General features: G+C 46.5%; 23 protein-coding genes and 1 riboswitch. Of the genes, 17 read left to right on the top strand and 6 right to left on the bottom strand.

The genetic code is table 11. The annotated features are described in order from the left end of the window. Positions 1 to 134: 134 nt before the first annotated feature. The 6 genes from tatC to AC438_RS10170 all read right to left on the bottom strand — a co-directional run bounded on the left by tatC (position 135) and on the right by AC438_RS10170 (position 4,570). The gene (gene tatC / locus AC438_RS10195) at positions 135 to 974 is read right to left on the bottom strand and encodes a twin-arginine translocase subunit TatC (RefSeq protein ID WP_082354090.1); all 840 of its coding nucleotides are present in this window, start codon (positions 972 to 974) and stop codon (positions 135 to 137) included. A 3-nt stretch (positions 975 to 977) separates the two neighbouring features. Continuing rightward, positions 978 to 1,571 (bottom strand): Sec-independent protein translocase protein TatB, encoded by a 594-nt coding sequence (gene tatB / locus AC438_RS16595; RefSeq protein ID WP_082354089.1) that lies wholly within the window; start codon positions 1,569 to 1,571, stop codon positions 978 to 980. Positions 1,572 to 1,579: 8 nt separating this feature from the next. Then, entirely contained in the window at positions 1,580 to 1,852 is a 273-nt protein-coding gene (tatA, locus tag AC438_RS10185; protein WP_053981155.1) for a twin-arginine translocase TatA/TatE family subunit, read from the bottom strand. 89 nt (positions 1,853 to 1,941) lie between these two features. Next, positions 1,942 to 2,274, bottom strand: a complete 333-nt coding sequence (locus AC438_RS10180) for a phosphoribosyl-ATP diphosphatase (protein WP_053981154.1) — start codon at positions 2,272 to 2,274, stop codon at positions 1,942 to 1,944. Beyond that, positions 2,271 to 2,681, bottom strand: a complete 411-nt coding sequence (hisI, locus tag AC438_RS10175; RefSeq protein WP_053981153.1) for a phosphoribosyl-AMP cyclohydrolase — start codon at positions 2,679 to 2,681, stop codon at positions 2,271 to 2,273. Before hisI ends, AC438_RS10180 begins: the two co-directional genes overlap by 4 nt. Before the next feature lie 392 nt (positions 2,682 to 3,073). After that, positions 3,074 to 4,570 carry a methyl-accepting chemotaxis protein gene (locus tag AC438_RS10170; protein WP_082354088.1) on the bottom strand — a complete coding sequence of 499 codons (1,497 nt, stop codon included), beginning with the start codon at positions 4,568 to 4,570 and terminating at the stop codon, positions 3,074 to 3,076. A gap of 676 nt (positions 4,571 to 5,246) precedes the next feature. Between AC438_RS10170 and AC438_RS10160 the strand changes: the two genes are divergently transcribed. The 17 genes from AC438_RS10160 (at position 5,247) to AC438_RS10080 (ending at position 25,563) form a co-directional block, all read left to right on the top strand. Continuing rightward, positions 5,247 to 5,828 carry a Fe-Mn family superoxide dismutase gene (locus AC438_RS10160; RefSeq protein ID WP_053981150.1) on the top strand — a complete coding sequence of 194 codons (582 nt, stop codon included), beginning with the start codon at positions 5,247 to 5,249 and terminating at the stop codon, positions 5,826 to 5,828. Positions 5,829 to 5,932: 104 nt separating this feature from the next. Continuing rightward, the gene (locus tag AC438_RS10155; RefSeq protein WP_053981149.1) at positions 5,933 to 6,709 is read left to right on the top strand and encodes a hypothetical protein; all 777 of its coding nucleotides are present in this window, start codon (positions 5,933 to 5,935) and stop codon (positions 6,707 to 6,709) included. Positions 6,710 to 6,723: 14 nt separating this feature from the next. Then, positions 6,724 to 8,751 carry a transketolase gene (tkt, locus tag AC438_RS10150; RefSeq protein WP_274377612.1) on the top strand — a complete coding sequence of 676 codons (2,028 nt, stop codon included), beginning with the start codon at positions 6,724 to 6,726 and terminating at the stop codon, positions 8,749 to 8,751. 199 nt (positions 8,752 to 8,950) lie between these two features. Next, positions 8,951 to 10,123: a phosphoglycerate kinase gene (locus AC438_RS10145; RefSeq protein ID WP_053981147.1), complete on the top strand. Its 1,173-nt coding sequence runs from the start codon at positions 8,951 to 8,953 to the stop codon at positions 10,121 to 10,123. Positions 10,124 to 10,274: 151 nt separating this feature from the next. Further along, the gene (pdsR, locus tag AC438_RS10140) at positions 10,275 to 10,973 is read left to right on the top strand and encodes a proteobacterial dedicated sortase system response regulator (RefSeq protein WP_053981146.1); all 699 of its coding nucleotides are present in this window, start codon (positions 10,275 to 10,277) and stop codon (positions 10,971 to 10,973) included. Beyond that, positions 10,970 to 13,111, top strand: a complete 2,142-nt coding sequence (locus AC438_RS10135) for a histidine kinase dimerization/phospho-acceptor domain-containing protein (RefSeq protein ID WP_053981145.1) — start codon at positions 10,970 to 10,972, stop codon at positions 13,109 to 13,111. The genes pdsR and AC438_RS10135 overlap by 4 nt, the downstream gene beginning before the upstream one ends. An 18-nt stretch (positions 13,112 to 13,129) precedes the next feature. Beyond that, positions 13,130 to 13,747, top strand: a complete 618-nt coding sequence (locus tag AC438_RS10130; RefSeq protein ID WP_053981144.1) for a dUTP diphosphatase — start codon at positions 13,130 to 13,132, stop codon at positions 13,745 to 13,747. A gap of 213 nt (positions 13,748 to 13,960) precedes the next feature. Continuing rightward, positions 13,961 to 14,944 carry a malate dehydrogenase gene (locus tag AC438_RS10125; protein WP_053981143.1) on the top strand — a complete coding sequence of 328 codons (984 nt, stop codon included), beginning with the start codon at positions 13,961 to 13,963 and terminating at the stop codon, positions 14,942 to 14,944. Positions 14,945 to 15,045: 101 nt separating this feature from the next. Continuing rightward, entirely contained in the window at positions 15,046 to 15,519 is a 474-nt protein-coding gene (bcp, locus tag AC438_RS10120) for a thioredoxin-dependent thiol peroxidase (RefSeq protein WP_053981142.1), read from the top strand. A gap of 627 nt (positions 15,520 to 16,146) precedes the next feature. Further along, positions 16,147 to 17,142 (top strand): helix-turn-helix domain-containing protein, encoded by a 996-nt coding sequence (locus AC438_RS17210; RefSeq protein WP_238376365.1) that lies wholly within the window; start codon positions 16,147 to 16,149, stop codon positions 17,140 to 17,142. A gap of 140 nt (positions 17,143 to 17,282) precedes the next feature. After that, the gene (yajC, locus tag AC438_RS10110; protein WP_053981141.1) at positions 17,283 to 17,618 is read left to right on the top strand and encodes a preprotein translocase subunit YajC; all 336 of its coding nucleotides are present in this window, start codon (positions 17,283 to 17,285) and stop codon (positions 17,616 to 17,618) included. Between the two features lie 103 nt (positions 17,619 to 17,721). Continuing rightward, positions 17,722 to 18,714, top strand: coding sequence for a 5'-nucleotidase (locus AC438_RS10105; RefSeq protein ID WP_238376364.1), 993 nt, complete (start codon positions 17,722 to 17,724; stop codon positions 18,712 to 18,714). Positions 18,715 to 18,961: 247 nt separating this feature from the next. Beyond that, positions 18,962 to 20,650 (top strand): 30S ribosomal protein S1, encoded by a 1,689-nt coding sequence (gene rpsA / locus AC438_RS10100; protein WP_053981161.1) that lies wholly within the window; start codon positions 18,962 to 18,964, stop codon positions 20,648 to 20,650. Between the two features lie 124 nt (positions 20,651 to 20,774). Continuing rightward, a riboswitch (cobalamin riboswitch) is annotated at positions 20,775 to 20,990 on the top strand. A gap of 99 nt (positions 20,991 to 21,089) precedes the next feature. After that, entirely contained in the window at positions 21,090 to 22,997 is a 1,908-nt protein-coding gene (locus AC438_RS10095; protein WP_082354087.1) for a TonB-dependent receptor plug domain-containing protein, read from the top strand. A gap of 82 nt (positions 22,998 to 23,079) precedes the next feature. Beyond that, the gene (gene cobO, locus AC438_RS10090) at positions 23,080 to 23,688 is read left to right on the top strand and encodes a cob(I)yrinic acid a,c-diamide adenosyltransferase (protein WP_053981139.1); all 609 of its coding nucleotides are present in this window, start codon (positions 23,080 to 23,082) and stop codon (positions 23,686 to 23,688) included. After that, a complete protein-coding gene (gene cobT, locus AC438_RS10085) occupies positions 23,688 to 24,749 on the top strand; it encodes a nicotinate-nucleotide--dimethylbenzimidazole phosphoribosyltransferase (RefSeq protein WP_082354086.1) in 1,062 nt (353 codons plus the stop codon). The genes cobO and cobT overlap by 1 nt, the downstream gene beginning before the upstream one ends. Continuing rightward, the gene (locus tag AC438_RS10080; protein WP_053981138.1) at positions 24,742 to 25,563 is read left to right on the top strand and encodes an adenosylcobinamide-GDP ribazoletransferase; all 822 of its coding nucleotides are present in this window, start codon (positions 24,742 to 24,744) and stop codon (positions 25,561 to 25,563) included. The genes cobT and AC438_RS10080 overlap by 8 nt, the downstream gene beginning before the upstream one ends. Position 25,564 lies beyond the last annotated feature (1 nt).

Here is a 25,564-nt window from a genome sequence, read left to right as displayed (position 1 = left end):
GATAAATCATACAGCCGAGTAGCCTATAAAAGCGACAGTGAGTAAAATATAAAAAGGCGCTAACGTAACCGTTAGCGCCTTTTGATGACTGTTTTTGCGATATTCCCTTTTTGTGATGGGTAATCTTTTTTTAGTCAGTGATCAGTGTGCTTGCCTGATAGTGTGATGGCTGAGGTTGCTTTGTCGGTTGCAATATTGTCATCATTAGTGGTGTCATCATCTTGCGGGTCTTGAGGAGGACGGTTTTTGATGGCGAGCCGGCCAAAAAAGATACCAATTTCAAAGAGTCCCCACATAGGGAAGGCTAGCATTGATTGGCTGACGACATCGGGTGGCGTCATTAACATGGCAATGACAAAGCAAGCCACCACTACATAAGGGCGCTTTTGAGCGAGCCCATCGGGCGATATGATCCCTGCCGTGACTAAAATGACTGTTACAACGGGTATCTCAAAGGCTAAGCCAAAAGCAAAGAAGAGTTTAATGACCAAATTCAAAAAGGTTGTAATGTCAGGCATTAAAGCGACATCTTCAGGGGTTATGGCGTTAAAAAACATGAAAATTGGCGGCAGCACAATGAAGTAGGCAAAGGCAATACCGACATAAAACAAGATAATACTCGAGGCAAAAATAGGCTTAGCTAAGCGTTTTTCATTGCGGTACAGCGCAGGGGCAATAAAAGCCCAAATCTGATAAAGCAATACGGGCATAGCAATAAATACAGCCACAAAAAAAGTCAGCTTAAAGGGCGTTAGAAATGTTGCCGTGACATCAGTGGCAATCATGGTGCTGGTGCCTTCTAAAGCCTGCATCAGTGGCTGGGCAACAAAATTGTAGATATCACGCGCAAAATAAATAAGGGCAATAAACACAATAAAAATACTGCCCACGCCTTTCATTAGGCGATCGCGCAGTTCAGTTAAATGCTCAACGAGAGGCTGAGAGTCATGTTCTTCTTCAAACTGGTCGGTCATGGATTATGATTTGGCCGCGGAGTTGTCGGCTTCCTTGGTGCTTGCGAGGGTGGGTGAGTGCTCTTCGATTGGCTGCTCATCGGTGTTGTGATGGGCGGTTTGCGCGTCGTCGGCTAAAGCATCATGATGATAGTGCTCGTCATCATGTTCGTTGTGTTGGTGCTTCCAGTGGTCGTCGTTATCATCGGTGTGATGGTAATTTGCATTGTGATCAAGGTTGTGATGATCATGATGGTCATCGTGGTGGTGTTCATCATGATAGTGGCTATCATCGCCGTGTTCATCGCCCTGATGAACCTCATCTTGATGGTCCAGTATATTGCCCGAAGTATGGGCTTTAATATCTTCTTCGAGTTGTGTACGCGCTTCGCGAAGCTTTTCTAGGGAGGCCATGATCTCTTCGTTGCGCAATTCACGACGAATCTCATCAGCGCCTATTGATTGCTCAATTTCGCGGCGTGTTTCGAGGATACTGCGTTTCACACGCCCAACCCAAAGAGCGCCGGTTTTAATGGCGCCAGGTAGGCGTTCTGGGCCAATTACAACAAGCCCTACACCGCCTACAACTAATAGTTCAAATAAGCCTATATCAAACACAGCGATGACTACTTGGTTTCAGTTTTGGTGTGTGCAGTGTCCGTTTTGACGGCTTCTGCTGCTGACTGCGCGGCTTCTGTTTTATTTTTTTCGTCAGCTTCGGCCTCAACGCGTTTTTGCTCTTGTTCTTCGGGTGTTTTTTCTTCGGTCATTGCCTTTTTAAACCCTTTAATTGCACCGCCTAAGTCGCCGCCCAAGCCCTTGAGTCGCTTAGTTCCAAAGAGGAGTAAAACAATAACTAAAACAATAAGAAGCTGCCAAATTCCGATGCCACTTAACATAGAAAAACCTTTATTTTGAGTAGTGTAGAGAGAGTATTTGTATTCGGATGCCGCCTAGGCTGGCACCAACCGATGATTGTGTTAACGTTTTATTGTGAACGCTGTGCTTTTTCTTCTAGCCCCGATAAGTCAAAGCGTTTTGCCAGTTCTTTCAGTATAGCGTCTGCATCTTCGCCGAGGTGCGATAACATCACTAATGAATGAAACCACAAGTCTGCTGTTTCATAGATTAGGTCACTGTTATCGCCACTAACGGCTGCATCTTTGGCCGCGAGCAAAGTTTCGGTACATTCTTCGCCTACTTTTTCGAGAATCTTATTTAAGCCCTTCTGATGTAAAAGCGCAACGTACGATTGCTCGGGGTTTGCGCTAGTTTTGCGTTCGTGCAAAATTTGGCTCAATTGCTGTAGCGTGTTGCTCATGAATAAATCTCTTTCGGGTCTTTGAGTACAGGATCTACGGTGACCCACTGATTATCAGATAATATGCGATAAAAGCAAGACTCTCGGCCGGTATGGCAGGCAATGCCACCGGCTTGTTCAATTTGTAACACAATAACATCGGCATCACAGTCTAGGCGAATGTCATGAACTTTTTGTTGGTGGCCAGAGCTTTCACCTTTACGCCATAGGCTTTTACGTGAGCGCGACCAGTAAACGGCAAAGCCAGAGCGTGCCGTTTGCATTAATGCTTCGCGATTCATCCAGGCCATCATTAATATTTTACCGCTAGCGGCATCTTGAGCAATGGCGGGTACGAGGCCTTCTTGGGTCCATTGGACTTCGTCCAAAAAGGGAGCGTCCAAAAAGGGGGTGTCTGTAGTGGGCATTAAAGGTAAGCCTTGGTTATATAGTTGTGCTGGTTATTATTTAAGCCCAATATGAGCTGATATTGGCTACTTTGTGGGGGTTGTTAGGGGTATTTCAACAGGATACACAGCGTTTATGTCGACCGTGTGAAATAACGCTAAAATAGCGCGTCCAACATCGGATTTTAGCGCTTAGCCGCCTATTGACAAAAATAGTGAGGTATGAGCTTCTTAATTTGTGAGTCTGTTATTTATTTCGTATTTCCGACTGTACATTTAGTATTCTACATCTATAGTATTCTACATCGATAGCATCCCGCACCCATAGTATCTCACACCTATAGCATCCCACACCCATAGTGCAAAGCTGATTGGCTTTTGAATATTAAACGAGGGGCAGGTGCAGTGTCGAGTTATAACTTAAACTGCGATAATTGACCGTGAAGCTCACCGCTTTCTTGTTGTAGCTCGTTACTTGAGGTGGTTACGATTTTTGCGTTTTCGGCGACTTGATGTGATAGGTCGTAGATAGAAGCCACATTTTTACTGACTTCATGGGATGTGGTGTTTTGCTCGTGGGCGGCGTTAGCGATTTGTTGATTCATGGCATTAATATCGATAATGTTGGTGCGAATCAGGCTAAGGCTTTCACTGACTTTGTAGGCTGTGTTGATCGTTGCATCGACAGAGTTTTTGCAGGCATACATAGACTCGTGCGCTTCGTCAGAGGCTTTTTGTAATTCATTGATAATACTTTCTATTTCTTCAGTTGATGACTGTGTTTTTTGAGCGAGTGAGCGCACTTCATCGGCCACAACAGCAAACCCACGGCCCTGCTCACCTGCACGGGCAGCCTCAATGGCGGCATTTAAGGCGAGTAAATTAGTTTGCTCTGCAATTGTGCGTATCACGGCCATGACCGAGCCAATATTGTCGCTTTTATTTCTTAAAACACCGACCTTCTGAGTGGTTGACTCAATTTGCGATGATAGGTTTGCGGTAGTTGCTTGCGATGTTTCAACAACATTAGAGCTCTCATCAGCTAACTTGGCGGTATGTGTGGTTTTGTCGGCTGCGTTTTTGGCGTATTGCGCGACTTGCTCGGCTGACTGCGCTAACTCGGTTAAAGCCGCGGTAGCCATTTCTATTTCTCGCAGCTGATTATCGGTGTGCTGTGAAGTATTACCTGCTGCATTGACCATGGTTTTAACGCTGTCTGCAACCTGTAGTGTGACCGTATTGACGTTGCCAATAATGCTTGAGATATGTTCGATGACGCGGTTAAAGTTATGACACAATAAAGCGATCTCGTCGTTGCTATTGGTGGGTAGCCGGCGGCTTAATTCACCACCGCCGTTCGCAATGTCATCAAATGCCTTGGCTAGGTGGTTAATAGGGTTGGTGATAAAGCGCCTACAGACCAAAAAGCAGGACACCAATGCAGAGAGCAGCACGATGAAGGCGGTAGCGGCATTTTGTTGACTTTGGCGACTTAACAGTGCTGCATTTTTGTGTGTTGTGAAGGTTAAACGGATGTGACCGATGACGCGATTGTTGCGTGTAATGGGTAAGCTAGCTTGGCTATGTTTAAAAGCCGAAGCGGCATTGTGCGTGCCGAGTTGAGTGACTACTGCACCGTGTTCATCCTGGATTGTGATGGCTGCAATCCAGTGGGTTGCCACTAATGAGTTGCTGAGGGTTTTTAGTGACTCTAAGTCTTTATTCCACATCGCTTCGCTAATAATAATGCGAGTGAGCTGTACCAGTGTTGCGGTATCTTGCTCAAAACTGTGCGCGAGTTGCTTTTTATTGGCGCTATAATTCAATGTTAAGGCTGCACCTGCAACCAGCACCATAATGCAGGTCATGGTGAGCATTAGTTTATTGTGAAGAGAATATCGTATTCTCATAAAAACTCCTTTATTGTGAGAGGCCCTAAAGTATGAGCGGCGCTAACCATAAAAAAACGCTGCATGGTATTTTCTCCAAATAACTTCACAACCAATCCAGTAGTGAGAGCTTTACCTATCACTATCCATGGCCAATGGGTTGGGGGCATTATTATTAATGTATCCTCTAAAGCTAGCAGAAGCTGCGGTGTTTGGTAGGTTATGGGTAGAGGATAGGCCAATCTTTTGATTAATAGGATTGCACCTCGTGTATCGCTAGGGTTATTGGTACTCAATGACGAAGATTTTTGATTGATGGTGTCAGGTTGTGCACCAAAGGCGTTGTATGGGCTAGGGCTGGATATTACTGAGTGCATATTCAGTGCGCGTTTATCACTTGAGAGCTGAAATACTCTTTGCTGATAATCCAAGACAATTGTGCGGGTAAATCATTGCACCGATGAGAATCAATAGAATTTTAGCGAGACTCTAGCGGCAGTTGGGCGGATCTGGTAGTGTGCGTGTCATTGAAGCAGCTTACAATACGTAACCAAGTGGGCGTTCAGGCCTTGAGTTTGTTAAGGTTTAACCTGTTTTCTATTGAGCTACGTACAAATGCTGCTATCAAGCATGCAAGCGCATGTATTACCGTTTTTATTCACTTTGTTTTTTTATTAATAGTTATAGGACAAACATCATGGCGATTGAATTACCGGCTTTGCCTTACGCAAAAGACGCATTGGTTCCTCATATTTCAGAAGAAACCCTTGAGTTTCACTATGGCAAGCATCACCAAACCTATGTGACTAAATTGAACGGTTTGCTCCCTGGTACTGAATTTGAAGGTAAAACATTAGAAGAAGTGGTTAAAACCTCTTCGGGCGGTGTTTTTAATAATGCAGCACAAATTTGGAATCACACCTTTTACTGGAATTGCTTAAGCCCTAATGGCGGCGGCGTGGCAACAGGTGCATTAGGCGACGCTATTGTGTCGGCATTTGGCTCCTTTGATGCGTTTAAAGAGCAATTTACACAATCAGCCATTAACAATTTTGGGTCTTCTTGGACGTGGTTGGTTAAAAAAACTGATGGGTCGTTAGCTATTGTTAACACCAGTAATGCTGCTACACCGTTGACCGATGAGGGCGTCACGCCGCTATTAACGGTTGATTTATGGGAACATGCTTACTACATTGACTACCGCAATGCACGCCCAACTTACATGGACGCTTTTTGGGCGCTTGTGAACTGGGATTTTGCTAACCAAAACTTCGCGTAAGCGTAGCATGCTGGTTACCGCAATTTAAAAGGAGGCTTTCGCCTCCTTTTTTTTGTATACTGGGTGTCATTTCCGTCTTATAGTATTAAGGACTCAGAGAGCTTATGGCTGAACGTCGTGAACCTACATTATCTAGCCCTCTAGCCAATTCGGCTGTTTTAGACGAGCCTAATATGAATACTGGCTCAGCTCATAATCGCAATACCTCGTCCAAAGCAACGACTAGGCGACCGACACCAGTGAGTCAGCGTGTGGTTGAGGTGAAGTCACCCCTTGCGCCTTTGGCTTTAGTGGCCTCGGTGGTTGCTTTGGGGGTTTCGGGATTATTGTTTTGGCAGTTATCTACTCAGATACACACCAGTGAAAGCTTGTTGGCCAAGGTACAAAATGCCAATGTGCGGATTGTGCAATTAGAGCAGCAATTGACCGCAACCGGTGATGAATCATCGCAAAGTTTGGCAGGACTTGCTGCCGGCGTGAAAGCGCTAGATGCCAGTACGCAAGAAAACAGCGCTGAAATACGTAAATTATGGGGCGTAGCTCATGATCGCAACCGCAAGAGTATTGCGCAAAACAAAACAAAAGTCGCCGCTGCAGAAAAATCAATAGCTAGCTTAAAAGCGACTCAGAAAAAAAATAATGCAGCATTGCAAGCCTCTTTGTCAGCGCTGCAAGGTGAGTTAGCGGTATTAGCAGAAGTACAAGAGTCACAGCAAGGCGCTTTAAGTAAAGGTCAAGCGCTGGTGGCCGATATAGAAGCGCTAAAATCCGATCTAAACCGTCGAATTACGAGTAACGAAGAGGCGATACAAGCGATTGATGCTTTTCGTTTACAGGTGAATCGACAGCTTATGCAGATGAGCGGTGCGGCTGCGCCGTAATTGCTTTGTTAAAAATCAAACAACTATCTAGGAGCGCTTTAATGCCATCTAAAAAAGACCTCGCCAATGCTATCCGTGCGTTAAGTATGGATGCTGTTCAAAAAGCTAAAAGCGGTCACCCCGGTGCGCCAATGGGTATGGCCGATATCGCACAAGTTTTATGGTGTGACTTTCTAAAGCATAGCCCTACCAATCCTTCTTGGACTGATCGCGATCGCTTTGTGTTATCAAATGGCCACGGCTCCATGTTGATTTACTCATTATTACACTTGACCGGTTATGATTTGCCGATCGAAGAGCTTAAGCAATTTCGCCAGTTGCATTCAAAAACCCCAGGCCATCCCGAATATGGTTATACCGTTGGCGTAGAGACCACCACTGGTCCATTGGGTCAAGGTATTGCTAACGCTGTGGGTATGGCGATCGCCGAGAAAACGTTGGCGGCACAGTTTAACCGCGAAGGTCACGATATTGTGGATCACCACACCTATGCATTTATGGGGGATGGGTGCCTAATGGAAGGCATTTCTCATGAAGCCTGCTCTTTGGCGGGTACCTTAGGTTTAGGCAAGTTAGTGGCTTTTTGGGATGATAACGGCATCTCTATTGATGGCCATGTTGAAGGCTGGTTTACCGATAATACGCCGGCGCGTTTTGAAGCGTACGGCTGGCATGTTATTCCTGCGGTTGATGGCCATGACCCTGAAGCGATTGCTGCTGCGATTGCTGCGGCAAAAGCCGAAACCAATAAGCCTACATTGATTTGCACTAAAACCATTATTGGTTTTGGCTCACCAAATAAGTCGGGTAGCCACGACTGTCACGGTGCCCCGTTAGGTGATGAAGAGATCGCGGCTGCGCGCGAATTCCTTAATTGGCCACACGCACCTTTTGAGATTCCTGCTGATGTCTATAGTGGCTGGGATTGCAAAGAAGCGGGTAAAGCAGCGCAAAGCGCTTGGGACGACAAATTTTCGGCCTATCAAGCGGCCTATCCAGAGCTGGCTAGTGAGTACGAACGCCGTGTAATCAAGGGTGATTTACCGGCTGATTTTGAACAAAGAGCTGCCGCTTGGATTAAAGAAAGCCAAGAAAAAAGCGAGAATATCGCCAGTCGTAAAGCGTCGCAAAACTCGATTGCCGCGTACGGTGCTATGTTGCCTGAACTGTTAGGCGGTTCTGCTGATTTAGCCGGTTCCAACCTTACATTGTGGAGTGGTTCCAAAGGTATCACTAAAGAAGATGCCAGTGGAAATTACCTATTTTACGGCGTGCGTGAATTTGGTATGAGCGCATTAATGAATGGTATTTCGTTGCATGGTGGCTTTATTAATTATGGCGCTACCTTCTTAATGTTTATGGAGTATGCACGGAATGCGGTGCGTATGTCTTCATTGATGGGCGCGCAAAACATTTTTGTTTACACCCATGACTCTATTGGTCAAGGTGAAGATGGCCCCACGCATCAGCCGATTGAGCAGCTGGCTAATTTGCGTATGACCCCTAAGTTAAACACTTGGCGTCCGTGCGATGCTGCCGAAACGGCGGTGGCTTGGAAGTCGGCGATTCAATACCAAACAGGCCCTTCAGCACTTGTCTTTAGCCGCCAAGGTTTAACGGCCCAAGCGCGCAATGACGAGCAGTTAGCCAATGTAGCTAAAGGGGGGTATATCTTGAGCGATTGTGAAGGTACACCTGATGCGATTTTGATTTCGACCGGCTCCGAGGTGGGTTTGGCCATGAAATCGGCTACTGAATTAACCGCAAAAGGCAAAAAAATACGCGTTGTATCTATGCCATGTACGAATGTTTTTGATGCTCAAGATGCACAATACCAGCAGTCGGTATTGCCTATTGAGGTAACGGCGCGTGTGGCTATTGAAGCTGCGCATGTGGATTACTGGGCAAAATATGTGGGTCTAGAAGGTGCTGTTGTGGGCATGAGCACGTTTGGTGAGTCTGCACCAGGTAATGTGTTGCTTGAGCACTTTGGTTTTACCGTTGAAAATGTTGTGAATACGACTCTTGAGCTGTTAGATTAAATAAAATCAAAAGGCGCCTTAGGGCGCCTTTTTACTCAGCGGCATTTTATTTTCACCCCCTGTTTGATCTACCCGCGTGCCTTTATTTTGCTGTTAAAAACTGCCTGTGTTCTGTATTTTAATAATATGTGTTAAGTGCTATTGTGTGTTGCAGTGACTTTAATTTTTGCCGGCATTGCCGGTTTTTGGGAGAATTCTTATGACGATCAAATTAATGGCTAATCTGGACCTCAAGGGTAAGCGCATTTTAATTCGCCAAGACTTAAATGTACCATTGATGGACGGGGAAATTACCTCTGATGCGCGTATTCGCGCCGCATTGCCTTCTATTAAACTAGCATTGGATGCTGGCGCCAAAGTGATTGTCATGAGCCACTTAGGCCGCCCAACAGAAGGCGAATACGAAGAGCGTTACTCGATTAAGCCCGTTGCCGAGCATTTAGGCAAGCTGTTGGGGCAAAAAGTACCGGTTGTACGCGACTGGAAGAGTGGTGTGAGTATTGCTGAAGGACAGCTCATTTTGTTAGAGAACGTACGTTTTAACTTAGGCGAGCAAAATGACGATGAGGGCTTGTCCAAGGCCTATGCTAACTTATGCGATATTTATGTGATGGATGCCTTTGGTACAGCGCATCGAGCACAAGCATCGACTCATGGTGTGGCGCGCTTTGCGCCAATCGCATGTGCTGGCCCGCTATTATCTGCCGAACTTAATGCGTTAGAAAAGGCGATGGCTAACCCTGCCCACCCTGTTGTCGCTATTGTGGGCGGCTCTAAAGTGTCGACTAAGCTTACGGTACTGGATGCATTATCGAAAGTGGCAGACACTTTAGTGGTGGGGGGCGGTATTTCGAATACATTTGTTGCAGCGGCCGGTAATGAAGTGGGTAACTCGCTTTACGAAAAAGATCTTATTCCCGAAGCGCAGCGCTTATGCAAGCAAACAGAGGTGATTTATGCCACTGATGTACGCATAACCAAAGATAGCTTTAGTGACTGGAAGCACGATTCTAAAGTTGAAGTGCGCAATGCCACGGATGTGCAAGCTGACGAAGATATCATCGATTACGGCCCAGTCACTGCTGAGCGCGTTGCTGAAATCATCAAAAATGCCAAAACAGTGATTTGGAATGGCCCGTGTGGCGTCTTTGAGTTTGATGCGTTTGCTAAAGGCACTGAAGTGGTGGCACGCGCGATTGCTGACAGTGAAGCATTTTCTCTTGCTGGCGGCGGTGATACGCTCGCGGCCATTGATAAGTTTGGCTTAGCCGATAGCATTTCTTATATTTCAACCGGTGGTGGTGCGTTTTTAGAGTACGTTGAAGGTAAAAAACTGCCGGCGGTTCAAGTGTTGGAGTCACGTGCTCATTAAGTGTGCGTAATACTGTAAGCTAACGCCTTCATCAGAGCGTCTAAAAGCTAGCACCGAGGATATCTCGCTGCTAGCTTTTATGTATTGAGCGCTGGATACCATCAAGACTGACGATAATATACTGTCAGTTTTATATAAATGCAGAGTATGTATGCCCAAACGTATTGCCATTGTCGAAGATGAGATCGCTATAGCGCAAAATTACTGCGATGCCTTGAGCCGCCAAGGCTATGATGTGAGTCATTACCGCTCTCGGCCTGAGGCAATGACAGCGTTTACCGTGCGCCTGCCAGATTTAGCCATTATTGATGTGGGTTTGGGTGATGAGCTCGAAGGCGGCTTTGATTTATGCCGCGATTTGCGGGTTAAAGCGCCGGTGCTGCCCATTATCTTTTTGACGGCACGGGACACCGAATTAGAGCGTGTACTGGGTTTGCGGTTAGGGGCTGATGATTATTTAACAAAAGATATTAGTCAAGTGCATATGTTAGCGCGTATTACAGCGTTGTTTCGGCGGGTAGATGCACTGAGCGCCCCCCAACAAAAAAGCCAGTGGCTCGAATGCGGCTCTTTACAGATTGATACGCAAACCTTGCATGTCAATTGGGCACGCCACCCCATTGAGCTAACCATTACCGAGTATTGGGTTGTTTTGGCGTTGGCTTCTCAGCCTGGTCATGTCAAGACTCGTCAGCAGCTTATGGATGCGGCCAATGTGGTGCTTGATGACAATACCATTACGTCGCATATCAAGCGTATCCGCAAAAAATTTAAAGTAGCTGATGACGCGTTTGATGCTATCCAAACGGTTTATGGCCTAGGCTATCGCTGGTTGCCCAGCAATTCATGAGTCTTAAGCGGCAGCTTTTTTTATTAGGCTTGCTCACATTGATACTGCCTTGGTTGGCGCTGCGCTACATGGGGCAAGTCGATCATACCCTGCGCCAAATGCGGCTAAGCAATTTACAGGAGCTTACGGAAAACACGCGCAGGTTATTGTTGCAAAACCCCGTGTTGATTCAGCGCCTACAGGTGCGAAATCAGGCGCTTCCCGCCACGTTTGCACCGCCTGCGGTCGCAGATAGGCTCGTCGATGGTTATTTGACAGAATGGCCGGCTTTTAATGGCCAATGTGCGTTAACGGTGTGTCAAGCACAACGCTTTGTTGCGTTGCCCACCGGTGTCCAGGCGCAGTGGTTAAGCGCAAAGGGCGCCGACGATACGCTGTATTTGGCTTTTAGGTTAAGCGGGTTCTCCCCAGTGTTATATCAGCCACAGGCGGCTAGTGATGCCGTTATTTTGCGGTTTGATGATGAGCAGTTTAAATTGCAGGCCGCACGCTCTGGTGGTGGCTTTGTGCAGCGCAAAACGACGGCTCAAGGGCGTTGGCAGCGCGATTATGCCTCAGAGGCTTTTTGGCGTATAGATGATAGTAGCGGGGCTATTACTATTGAATGGCAGTTGCCTGCAAGATTGCAAAATAAGGCTTTTTCGTTGTCGTTTGCGAGTGCGCAGTTGGGGTATGCGCTGTTTGCTTCGGTTAACAATCAGCCGATGCACTGGGCTTTTTATGAGCACGCCTATGTCAGTCATATTGCGCCCTTGTTGGGCCCAGAGCAGCGCTTAATGCTGTTTGATGCACGTGGCTATCCCTTCGTCGAAGTGGGGGCTCTGGCGCTAGGGTATGGACTGCCTAGCTTAGGGGTCGGGCACTCGTGGCTGATGCGTTGGTATGTGTATTTTTTTAATAAACCGGCACAACCTTACCACAAGCCCAACGTGCCAATGCTCGCAGAGCAAAAAGAGCAGCAGTGGTTGTTTAATCGCATTGCACCGGTTGCACGCGTGACTATCCCGTTAGGGCTTGATGCCCATAATCAGCCGCTAGGTTGGCTGATTATGGATAGGCAAGAGTCGCGTTTTGATAGCCTACTCGCGCAAGTGTACAGTGAGTTTGTGTTGTTGTGTGTGGCCTTCGCTATTGTCGTTGTATTGGTTTTGGTGGGCTTTGCGAGCTTGCATTCATGGCGTATTCGGCGTTTAGCTGCGAGTGCTCGGCGTACGCTAGGTGAGCAAGGTGAATTGAGTATGCACTTGATTGCACAAAATTTTAAAGCCAGTAAAAGCCCCGATGAAATTGGCCAGCTGTCACGAAGCTTGTCAGTGTTGTTGATGCGTTTAAGTCGTCAGCAAGCGTACTTACGCAACTTGGCCGCTAAGTTATCGCACGAATTAAGGACGCCAATAGCGGTAATTCAAAGCTCATTGGATAACCTTTGTGCGCAAGGGCTCGATGACGGTCAAGCTCAATATGTCAAGCGAGCTGGCGAGGGGGCTAAGCGGTTATCACGTACATTAAACGCCATGAGTGCTGCGAATGCCCTAGAGCAAAGCTTAGAGGCTGTTGAGTGTGAGCGCGTTGATATGCGGGCATTGCTCGGTGATATTGTGGCGGCTTACCAAGAGGTGTATGCCCCGCAAACGATTGTGGCGCATATTTCTGATGAGGCCAGTACGGCGCAATCGGGGCCCTGGCCTCTTGAGGGTGCGCCCGAGCTGTTGGTACAAATGTTTGATAAGTTAATTGAAAACGCCTGCCAATTTGCCGCTGATAAGACGCCTATTCATTTTGAGTGCACGCGAATATTTGATGCGCACCAAGGGGGTGAGTGTATCCGGGTATCGATCCGAAATATTGGGCCGGCTTTGCCAAAGGGTATGGAGCAGCAGGTTTTTGACTCGATGGTGTCGGTGAGAGCGCCGACGCCAAGCACACACGCGAGTGAGTCGCACAGTGAGAGCGAAGCAGTCAAGCCGTTGCATTTAGGGTTGGGCTTGTATGTCGCCCGCTTGATTTGTGCGTTCCATCAGGGCAGTATCCGCGCCTTTAGCGAGCCTTATGCGCAGAGTGAAAATAGCGATGCGCCTCAGAGTAGTCATAGGTTGGCAACGGTGACGTTTGAAGTGCTGTTGCCAATAAAACAGTAATGTTTAAGTGAGAAAAGTATGCAGCAGCAATTATTAAAAATGTTAGAAATGCAAGATGCCATGAATGCACGAGTAACAGCCCAGTGGCGTGACGAGGGTTACCCGTGGTACCGCGCTATTTGGGTTGAGTGTGCCGAGATGCTAGATCATTACGGTTGGAAGTGGTGGAAAAAGCAATCACCCGATATGGAGCAGGTGATTTTGGAGTTGGTGGATATTTGGCACTTTGGTCTCAGCGACTTGCTGCAAAACAACAAGGAGGCTCACGCGATTGCACAAACGTTAAGTCAGAGTATTGCTGCGCACGCTAGCGCTGCAGGTGACTTTAAAACAGCACTTGAAGCCTTTGTCGCAAAAGTGCTGAGTGATAAGGCCTTTGATGTGGAAGGTTTTTGCCGTGTGATGGCAGTTGCTGGTTTAAGCTTTGAGCAGCTTTATGTGCAGTATGTGGGTAAAAATGTGTTGAATTTTTTTCGCCAAGATCATGGCTATAAAGACGGCACTTATCGCAAGCGTTGGTTGGGCCGAGAGGATAACGAGCACTTAGTTGAAGTGTTGCTTGAACTTAATGCCTCGAGTGATACTTTTCAAACAGATGTTTATGAGGCGTTAAAAGTACGCTACCTCCAAGGTTAGCCCAAGGGTTTTTCTTCAAAATACGTAATAACAGGCGTTCATTAATGGCAATGAACGCCAAAATACGCCTAGGCTAGGCACTTACTGTAACACCTAATGACATTTTAAGGGCATGCTCTATAATGTTGCCCGAAAACCCCTCTTCTAAAGGGTTGCTCAGTTGTATTGACTGTGTCGAATTTAGAAGTTTTTTATCCCAAACGGAGATTAATTGTGAAAGCACCCGTTCGTGTTGCCGTCACCGGCGCTGCAGGCCAAATCAGCTATTCCTTGTTGTTTCGTATTGCCGCTGGCGAGATGCTGGGTAAAGACCAGCCTATTATTCTACAAATGCTAGAAATCACGCCTGCTTTGGGCGCGCTGCAAGGCGTGGCTATGGAGCTTGATGATTGCGCATTTCCTTTATTGGCGGGCATGGTGACTACCGATGACCCTAATGTTGCGTTTAAAGACGCCGATTATGCTTTACTTGTTGGTGCGCGTCCGCGTGGCCCAGGCATGGAGCGTAAAGACTTATTAGAAGCGAATGCCGCTATCTTCTCTGTTCAAGGTAAGGCCATTAATGACCATGCTTCACGCGACATTAAAGTGTTGGTTGTTGGTAATCCTGCCAATACCAATGCCTTAATTGCACAGCGTAACGCGCCTGATATCGACCCCCGTCAATTTACCGCCATGATGCGCCTAGATCATAACCGCGCTATGACCCAGCTGGGCCAAAAAGTGGGTGCATCGATTAACGATATTACCAAGATGACGATCTGGGGCAACCATTCTTCTACGCAATATCCTGATTTGCACACCGCATTGGTGGGCAGTGATGCAGCGATTGATAAAGTGGATACAGCTTGGTATGAAGAGACTTTTATCCCCGAAGTTCAACAGCGTGGTGCAGCGATCATTAAGGCCCGCGGCGCGTCTTCTGCAGCTTCTGCGGCCAATGCAGCGATCTTCCATATCCGTGACTGGGCTCTAGGTACCCCTGAGGGTGACTGGGTTAGCATGGGTGTTTATTCAGACGGCAGTTACGGTATTGAAGAGGGTTTAATTTACTCTTTCCCTTGTACCTGTAAAGACGGCGATTGGCAAATCGTGCAAGGTTTAGAGATTAATGAGTTTTCTAAAGCGCGCATGAAAGCTACCGAAGACGAATTAAAAGAAGAGCGCAACGCGGTTAAATCTTTGTTGCCTGCTTAAGCGTAAGTGTTTGAGCTGAGTTTTAAAAACCGCACTGAGTTGCGGTTTTTTTATACCTGTTATTTGTTCAACGTGATGATCCAAAATACAGTGGAGCTGCAATGGAATTCCCAAAAATTGGTAATAAAGCCCCGGCTTTTAGTTTAAAAAATCAGCAAGGCGAGTACGTTAAGCTGGCTGACCTTAAAGGTAAAAAGGTGGTGTTATATTTTTACCCCAAAGCGATGACGCCAGGCTGTACAACCCAAGCCTGTGGTCTGCGCGATACAAAAGCCGAATACGAAGCGGCTAATGTGGTGGTCTTAGGCGTCAGTCCAGACCCTTATGAGCGCTTAAAAAAGTTTGAAGACAAGCATGAGCTCAACTTTGATTTGTTAAGTGATGAGGATCATGCCGTTGCTGACAAGTACGGTGTGTGGGGTCTGAAGAAGTTTATGGGGCGTGAATTTATGGGTATTCACCGAGTAACCTTTATCATTGATGAGCAGGGGCGCTTGGCGCATATTATGCCTAAAGTTAAAACAAAATCGCATCATGATGATGTGCTTGCATTGATTGCTGAAAGTGGCAGTTGAATCGTGCATTGTGTTTTAGCCGCCTAGCCAAGGTCGTGTAGTTAATGTTGTCTAGATGTAATAGCTCCTGCGAAGGGGCTATTTTTTTGCTTTTTGATTAGCTTTTGGGTAAAGGTTTTTACTTTTTTTTTAAATTTTTTTAAGGCTTAAGTAAATTGTTGATTGTGAGCGGCTTGCTGCAAATCAAAAAGCTGCGTATTAATGCGGCCATTAAGGCATCAAAGGGTTTTTTTTGGCGCTATTATGCTTATTGTTAAGCAGGGTTGCGGCGCTCAATATCGCGTCACAAAATCTAAATATAAAACGTTTGTATTAAAAAAACCTTTGTGTTGATGGGTTTTATTCATTAGATTTGGCGTATGGACTACTTTACTTGTTTTTTGACGCCAGTGTATTTTCAAGAGTATGTATGTGTATTTCTGCCAATAACAACTCTGTTTTGGGGTTATCCATTTACTTGTTAACTAAATGGTCGGCATGTAACATATCAATTAATGGCGCTAAAGGCCGTATTTTGGCGCGAGTCGTTCTAGTCCCTTTGTTTATATGGCGCATAATTCGCCATGTCGAAAATTGATACTTTAGATTGATTTTTAAATTTGATTAATGCTTACAGGTGGTGGAACTTTGAAACTTCATGCTCATATACATACTCACTCTATGCCAGCCTCAGGCTTCACACCTGATTTGTCTGGTTTAACCTTTAATGACTCCGAATCACGCTTAAAAGCTTTATTTAAGGTGCTCGTGCGCTCAAATCACAGCGATGAGCGTACTTCGGGCGTTATGCACTACTTGAATTTAGGTTGTGCCATGTTTGGTATGGATTATGGCTTGTTGCTTAGGCCGTTATCGGGCCAAGTCGCTGAGGTCATGGCGGTAGGTGATAATGCCGATAGCTTTTATGTTGGTCAGCACCTCACTATAGAGAATACATTTGCCGCTGAAATCTTTGAAGACGAAGAGCCCAAGGTAAGTGCGCGAGTGATACCTACGCCATCCTCTGTGCCTGTATGTACGTACAATGGTCATATCGTCAATAGTTACGTGGGTGCGCCACTGTATACGGCTAAAGGCGAGACTTGCGCGGTCGTGTTTTTCGCTTCATCCTACTTGACAAAAGAGTTACAATCTTCCGACATTGAGTCACTTGAGTTACTGGCAGAAGGAGTCGCCTGCATGAATGATTTACATAAATCGCAATCTCAGCGCAAAATGACCGATCAAGCAATGTTCGCGTTAGGTTCTGTCAAGACGCTTGATGAGTATTTAGAGCAGTCGCGATTGCCTGAAGTGTACGGTATTCCTTCGCGTGTTGTTGAAGTGTTGCGCAAGCGCATCGCTCAAGCGCCACTCGGGATTGGTGATGTTGCTGAAGAACTCAATTTATCTAAGCGCACTTTGCAGCGTCGGTTACAGCAGCAAGATATTAGCTTTGCTGATTTACGTGATCAGGTGCGCTTTCATTATGCCGTTGACTACTTGGTTAAGCAGCATATGAGTATTGACGGTATTTCGGTGGCGCTCGATTTTTCTGATCGTACAAGCTTTACTAATGCCTTTAAGCGGTGGACAGGTCTATCCCCGAGTACTTTCCGTAAATTATTCCGCGATTACGTATAATCGCGGCTATTGACTGTCAACAAAAGCCCGCCTCGAGGGCTTTTTGCTTTTGTGGTGAAGAGTTTGTGTTGATGCTTAATAGCAAACTCTGTAGAGTTGTGCCTTTTTTAACTGCCGTTTAATATAAAAGGGGCGCAAAAATGTCTTTTCTAGTTTCAGAAGCCGTAGCTCAAACCGCGCAAGGTGCACCGCAGGGTGGCGGAGATATGTTCTCGCTATTGATGTTGGTGGGTTTGGTTGTATTAATGTATTTTATGATGATTCGTCCGCAGCGCAAGCGTCAAAAAGAGCATGAGGCGCTTGTGAGTGCAATCGCTAAGGGTGACGAGGTGGTGCTTACCAGTGGTATGCTCGGTAAGGTTGTTGAGGTCGATGATGCTTACGTGGCTGTTGATACGGGTGAGGGCGTTAAGTTGCGCTTTCAAAAATCAGCTGTACATGCAGTCTTGCCCAAAGGCACGATGAAATCACTCTAGCCACGAGTGGCTAGAGTAGCGACTCGTCAGATGCCATACTCTCAGGATAAGTGATGTACGCGCACAAAAAAACCCGCTGTTGCGGGTTTTTTTGTGCGCGTACATGATGGTTGTTGACGTGCGTGAGGGTATGCCTAAGGCTATACTCGGTCAATTGTGCGTAATAGCCAAGGTGCCAAAGGTGAGGGGGGATGGGGTGAGTCAAGTGCAGGCGACGAAAAAGCTCGTGGTTGCGATTAGTTCAAGAGCATTATTCGACTTAAGTGATAGTCATGAAGTGTTTGAGCGCCAGGGCCTAGAGGCGTATTCGCAGTATCAAATTCAGCATGAAAATGACGTGCTAAAACCCGGTCAGGCGTTTGCCATGGTGAATAAGTTATTGGCGATCAATAAATTGCTAGGGCGTGAATGTGTTGAGGTGATTTTATTGTCGCGTAACAGTGCCGATACAGGGCTGCGGGTATTTAATTCTATACATCATTATGGCTTGAATATTGTGAGGGCGGCATTTACAGGAGGAGAAAGTCCTTTCCGCTATATTAAGCCTTTTAATAGTCAATTGTTTTTGTCGGCGGATGCTGATGATGTAGGCCGTGCGCTCGAGCATGGAATAGCGGCGGCGACGCTGCTGTCTGCGGGCGCTACTTCTGAGTCACAAGCGCAGCTGCGTTTCGCATTTGACGGGGATGCCGTATTGTTTAGTGATGAAGCTGAGCGTATTTATCAAGCGCAAGGACTGGAGGCATTTGCGCGCAGCGAAAAAGCATCGGCTAAAACCCCTTTAACGGGAGGGCCATTTAGGTCTTTTTTAGCCTCTTTGCAAGCTATTCAGCAGGAGTTTTCGGAGTCTGACTGCCCGATTAGAACTGCCTTAGTCACGGCGCGTTCGGCGCCTGCTCATGAGCGAGTTATTTTAACGCTGCGAGATTGGGGGGTGAGAATTGATGAGTCACTATTTTTAGGCGGACTAGATAAGGGGATGTTTTTAAAGGCTTATGGTGCGGATGTGTTTTTTGATGATCAGCGCAGTCATTGTGATTCGGCGGCCGAGCATGTGACCGCAGGCCATGTGCCGCATGGAATATCGAACGAGTAGCACGTTTTTTTGAGGGTCAGCCTTGCAATTATGGGGTTTTTTTGGTAAATTCCGCGCGCCTTCTCTTAGGTGAAGGGTATTTAAATATTCAATATTTCATACATGGCAGACCCACCAGCATCCGCTGCCATTATGAAGCTTATTCATAGACCCGTGTAGCTGGAACACGGTGAGTGACAAAAATGCATTAACTTAGGCTTAATCCTTTTTTTATGCTGAGTCACGCAAAAACATGACAGGTATCGCAATGAGCGAAAGCTTTGCAGAACTCTTTGAAGAAAGTTTATTAACCGTAGATATGGTTCCCGGTTCAATTGTAACGGGTGTTGTTATCGACATTGACCAAGACTGGGTGACTGTTCACGCAGGTCTTAAATCTGAGGGTGTTATTCCCGCAGAGCAGTTTTACAATGACGACGGTAAGCTGACTTTAGAATTGGGTGATGAAGTACAAGTTGCCTTAGAAAGCGTAGAAGATGGTTTCGGCGAGACGCGTCTCTCACGTGAAAAAGCCAAGCGCGCAGAAAGCTGGAAAGTACTTGAAAGTGCACATACAGCTGAAGAAGTGGTTACAGGTATTATTAACGGTAAGGTTAAGGGTGGCTTCACCGTTGACGTTGCTGGTATTCGTGCATTTTTGCCGGGTTCTTTGGTTGACGTTCGTCCAGTACGTGAGACCACGCACCTCGAAGGCAAAGAGCTTGAATTTAAAGTTATCAAGTTAGATCAGAAGCGCAACAACGTTGTTGTTTCTCGTCGTGCTGTTATGGAGCAAGCCAACTCTCACGAGCGTGAGCAGTTGTTAGCCACCCTTCAAGAAGGCCAATCTGTTAAAGGTATTGTTAAAAACCTTACCGATTACGGTGCTTTCGTTGACTTGGGCGGCGTAGATGGCTTGTTGCATATCACGGATATGGCGTGGAAGCGTATTAAGCATCCTTCTGAGATCGTTAATGTTGGTGATGAAATCGACGTTAAAGTTCTTAAGTTTGATCGCGAGCGCAATCGTGTTTCTCTTGGTCTTAAGCAATTGGGTGAAGATCCATGGGCCGACATCACAGGTCGTTACCCAGAAGGCGCCAAAGTTAAAGCGAAGATTACTAATCTTACCGACTACGGTTGTTTTGCTGAGATCGAAACCGGTGTTGAAGGTTTGGTTCACGTTTCAGAAATGGATTGGACCAACAAGAACATTCACCCCTCTAAAGTTGTGCAGTTAGGCGACGAAGTTGAAGTGATGATCTTGGATATCGACGAAGAGCGTCGTCGTATTTCTTTAGGCATTAAGCAATGTCAAGAAAACCCATGGGATGCTTTCTCTAACCAATTCGCTAAAGGCGATAAAATCAGCGGTAAGATCAAATCTATCACTGACTTTGGTATCTTCATCGGCTTGGATGGCGGCATTGATGGTTTGGTTCATTTATCGGATATTTCTTGGAACGAGACTGGCGAAGAAGCCGTTCGTAAGTTCAAGAAAGGCGATGAGCTCGAGACTGTTGTATTGGCCATAGACCCTGAGCGTGAGCGTATTTCTTTAGGTATTAAGCAATTAGACGAAGATCCGTTTAGTGCTTATGTTGCTGAGAACGACAAAGGTACTATTGTTACCGGTACTGTTAAAGAAGTTGATGCCAAAGCGGCTATCATTACTTTAGCCGACGATGTTGAAGCGACTTTAAAAGCGTCTGACATCAGCCGTGATAAGATCGAAGATGCACGTAATGCCTTGAAAGAAGGTGACGAAGTTGAAGCGAAGATCACTAATGTTGATCGCAAGAATCGCGTTATCGTTCTTTCTGTTAAAGCAAAAGATGTGGCTGATGAGAAGCAAGCGGTTAAAGAGCACAATAAGCAAGCCCCTGATGCGGCTGTTTCTGGTGCCACAACCATTGGCGACTTGATTAAAGCGCAAATCGAAAGCCAAGATAAGTAAGTTTCACGGCACTTAGCTTTCTAAAACCCGCTTACCGTAAGGTGAGCGGGTTTTTTTGTGCTTGAATTTTTTACTGCCTAGATATTATGGGAAAGCTCTTGCGCCGAGTGCTTGTCGCCAGTATGCTGCGCGCCTGTTTTTAGGTGCCTCGTTTGATGTTAAACGGGAAGCAGGTGAGAGTCCTGCGCTGCCCCCGCAACGGTAATGGGTTGAATTGCTTTATGAGCCACTGTGTTTTTTTAGCCTTAAGGGTTAATTAAAACATGGGAAGGCAAAGCAAGCTGTGCAGGTCACTGCATAAACCATAAGCCCGGATACCGGCCTAAAAACGTTTCTCGATGTTGCGGTGGGCGACATCAGCAGTTCCTGCGTATCATTTGCGCCCGTTCGGCTATTCCTGCCTGTAGCATCATAGTCTCATCTGTTTTTAGAGAACGCTATGATCCTTTTAAATCACAAAAAATCGACCCTTGGGGTCTTAATAGCTGCTGTAGCGATGAGTCATACCGCTGCATATGCTGCTGAATCAGAAAATGACGCGACCTCTCAAGCGGCGCCCACAGAAGAAATTTTTGTTACTGCTGCGCGCGCTGAGCAATCCATTAATGATGTTATGGGTTCGGCATCGATTATTACCGAGCAAGATATTTTTAATATTCAGCCCTATGACCTCAATGATATGTTTGAGCTGCAAGCGGGTGTTGATGTACTGCGTACAGGTAGTCGGGGCTCTACCGCGAGCGTTCAAGTGCGAGGCGCGAGCTCTGCTCAAACGTTAATGCTTGTTAATGGTATGCGCATTTCGAGCGCGACCTTAGGGGTGGCAAACTATTCACTGATTCCGCCTGAGCTAGTGGCTAAAGTCGAATTATTACGCGGTTCAGCGTCTTCATTGTATGGCAGTGATGCAATAGGCGGTGTGTTTAATATATCAACACACGCTGATGCGGGCACTAAGACCGGCGTGCGTGCCGGCGTGGAATACGGCAGTCACAATTATCATCGCGCCGCGATTGTGGGCAATGTGAATGGCCAAGCATTAGATACTGCGGTTGCCGTGGTGCGTGAAAGATCAGAAGGCATTAATAGCATTATTAGTAGCAACACCCTTGACAATATTGCTGACGATGATGGCTACGAACGCTTAGGTGGTGTGATTAGCTTAAACTATAAACCTAATGAAGATTCTGAAATCAAGGTGTTAAGCCTCACCAATAGTGGTGAGTCGGAGTACGATAGCGGTTTTAATGTCGAGTCTTTACCTTATTCTGATCAAAAATTGTCGGTCCATCAGCTAGCGGTCACTCAGCGGGTGAATGCATTTTATACCACCGATTTTATGATTGGCCGCTCGACAGATGAAAACAATGTTAAAGAAGATAACCCCGCGCTCACGCCTTTCCCGAGTGAATTTAAAACCACTAATCAAACGGTATCGTGGTTGAACGAATTCAATGCTTATGGCCAGACGGTGGTGGTGGGTTATGACAATGTTATCTCGACAGTTTCAGGTTCGGGTAATTATATCGATAAAAACGGTGAGCCCATCTCGCGTCGTCAGTCGCAAGCCGGTTTTATTCAGCTAACCGGTAGTATCGCTCGTTTTGGTTATGCTTTGGGTGTTAGGCGTGATGATGTGGGTGAGCTAGGGCAGGAAAGCACACCTAACGCAGCCGTTTCTTTTGAGTTTGGTGGTGGCCATACACTTTATAGTCGTTATGCCGAAGGGTTTCGCACGCCTACCTTTAATGATGCTTTTTACCCGTATGGTGGCAACCCTGATTTAGAGCCCGAAGCCTCTGAAAGTATTGAAGTTGGTTATAAATTGGCTTTATCGAGTGCCTCTTTCGCTTTGGCCGCTTATGCCCGGGATGTGACTAACCTGATTGAGTGGGTGCCGCAAGCCGATACTACATGGGCGCCGATTAATATCGGTCAAGCAAGCTTTGAAGGTGTCGAATTAACACTGGATGTTGAACTCGGGTTTTTAGGCCACTTAACGTTAGCGACCGATTATTTAGAGGCCTTAGATACCACCACACAAGAAAAGCCACTAGAAAATCACGCCAAAAAAACGCTGCGCATGAGCTGGCTCAAAACCTTAGGGCCAGTCTCTTTGGGTTTGCAATCTAAGATACAATCGGGCCGCAAAGTTTCTACCGATGTTGACTCGAGTGGTTATAGTGCGGGTTACGGTATTTTAAATGTTACAGCCGCTTACCAAGTGAGCAATGTATGGTCGGTGCAAGCAAAGGTCGGTAATGCCTTTGATAAGGCCTACACGTTAAACCCAGCCTATCATGAAGACAGCAGAAACTGGCAGTTGGCTTTTAAAGCGGCTTTTTAAGGCCGCTTTTTTAAACTGCTTTGAATGAATGACTTTAATGCACACATTTGCACACGGATGTGCACAATTATAGAGGCATACCATGACAGACGATAAAAAAAACGCAAAACATAAAGCCGCGATGGAAAAACAAAAAGCCAGTGTCGATGCCAATATTGCAAAGGCCGATTTAGAACGTGGTGTCGCTGTTTTATTAACCGGCAATGGTAAAGGCAAAAGCAGTAGTGCTTTTGGCATGGTGATGCGCGCTTTAGGCTATGGCCAAAAAGTCGCGGTTGTACAATTTATTAAAGGCGCGCAATTATCGGGCGAAGAAATGTATTTAAAAGAGCATTGCCCGCACGTTGATTTTTATCAGATGGGGACGGGTTTTACTTGGGATACGCAAGATCGCACAGCCGATATTGCAGCGGCAGAAGCGACTTGGATAGAGGCACAAAAGTATTTGACCAGCGACAAGCATGACCTCGTCGTACTTGATGAAATGACCTACATGCTCGCTTACAAATATTTAGATGAGGCGAGTATCTTAAAGGCTATAACGGCACGGCCGTATGAGCAAAGCGTTGTCGTCACAGGGCGCGGTGGCGGCTCTGCTTTGCAAGATATTATGGATACCGTCTCTGAGGTAAAAGACACGAAGCACGCTTATGCTAATGGTATTAAAGCGCGTAAGGGTGTTGATTATTAATGTTTGATTTGGCGCAGTGCGGTATAGGTGTTATCGCCCCCTTAGATGAAAGCTTTCGTGAGCGAGTGCAATACACGCTCGATCATAAAACAAAACCGGTGGGCTCACTTGGGGTCGTTGAAGAGCTGGCACTGCATATTAGCCTCATTCAAAAAACACTCACACCGAGCCTGCAAAAACCCCACGCATTAATTTTTGCCGGTGACCACGGTATTTGTGATGAAGGTATTAGCGCCTTTCCTCAAGCGGTAACATCGCAAATGGTGACTAACTTTTTAGCTGGTGGAGCAGCCATTAGCGTGCTGGCTCAGCAAAATAATATGGCCTTAAATGTGATTGATGCAGGGGTCATTGGCGAGTTCGAAAGTCACCCTAAGCTGATCAATAAAAAAATTGCACCAGGGACAAAAAATTTCGCATGCGAGCCCGCGATGAGCTTGGTGCAAGCTCAGCAGGCAATCGCGGCCGGCGCTGATGTGGTGCAGTCGGTTTTTACGCAAGGGTGCAATACCGTATTGATGGGCGAAATGGGTATTGGTAATACCACCTGTGCCGCCGCTTTAATGCACTGGATAACCGAGCAACCTATTGAGCAGTGTGTGGGCGCAGGTACCGGCTTAGCCTTGCACGGCGTGCAACATAAAGCAGCGGTGATTAAAGCGGCCATGGTGTTGCATCGCCCTCAATTAATAACGCCCTTGCACGCCTTGGCGACATTAGGCGGTTTTGAAATTGCGATGCTCGTTGGCGCTTATTTAAAGGCGGCGAGTTTAGGTATGACTATTTTAGTGGATGGTTTTATTTGCACAGCGGCTTTGGCGATAGCCTCGCAAATGAATAAGCAGGTGTTGGCATATTGTATTTTTACCCACAGCTCGGCCGAGCAAGGCCACGTTTTATTATTGCAGTATTTAAAGGCTAAACCTTTGCTGAATTTAAATATGCGTCTAGGTGAGGGCAGTGGTGCAGCCATGGCGTATCCGCTGTTAGCCTCTGCGGTGGCTATTTTAAATACGATGGCAAGCTTTGATGAAGCGGGCGTAAGCGGCAAAAATGCTTGAGCGTTGTTGGTCTAAACTCACAAAAAAGGCTCGTCGATTTTTAGTGTTGTTTTTTAATGCCAGTGTTTTTTTAACGCGCTTACCTGCGCCTCAGTGGGTGCCCTTTAATAATGGCTTATTACGCCTATCAGCGGTTTACTTTCCTTTAGTGGGAGTGATGGTTGGGTTTTTGGGCGCGCTGATGTGGTGTGTATTGGGTGGTTTGTTTCCGGTGCCGCTTGCGTTAGTGCTTACGTTGTGTTTTTGCATTTACTTAACCGGGGCTTTTCATGAAGATGGTTGGGCAGATAGCTGTGATGCGCTAGGTGGTGGCTATAGCAAAGAGGCTGTCCTTAAAATCATGAAAGACTCCCGCCTAGGAACATATGGGGTGGTCGGTTTACAGGGCATGTTGGCGGTAAAGTTTTTATCGTTGTGGGTGCTGGCTGAGCAGTACGGTATTTTAAGTGCAGGTTTATTGCTGGTCGTGGGGCAGGGCCTGAGCCGATGGTTTGCATTAGCGGTCATGGCAACACTGCGTTATGTACGTGATGATTTTGGTAAGTCTAAACCCTTGGCGCACAGCATATCGCTCGGCAATTTGGTTTGGGCTGCTTGCCCGGTTATTGTTGTGAGTGCGTGGGCGGTATATTCAACAGTACTTACTATAGGCGTTATGGCTTTAGCTTTTTTAGTGGCTTATGGCTTTGTGGTGTATTTTGCACGACAGTTAAAAAAAGCCATTGGCGGCTATACCGGCGATGGCTTAGGTGCCGTGCAGCAGTTATCTGAGGTAGGGTTTTATTTGGCGGTTATAGCGTTACAGGGCGTGTAAA

The organism is Marinagarivorans algicola (genome assembly GCF_001292705.1).
GTDB classification, from domain to species: Bacteria; Pseudomonadota; Gammaproteobacteria; order Pseudomonadales; family Cellvibrionaceae; genus Marinagarivorans; species Marinagarivorans algicola.
This window is presented reverse-complemented; position numbering and strand designations above follow the sequence as displayed.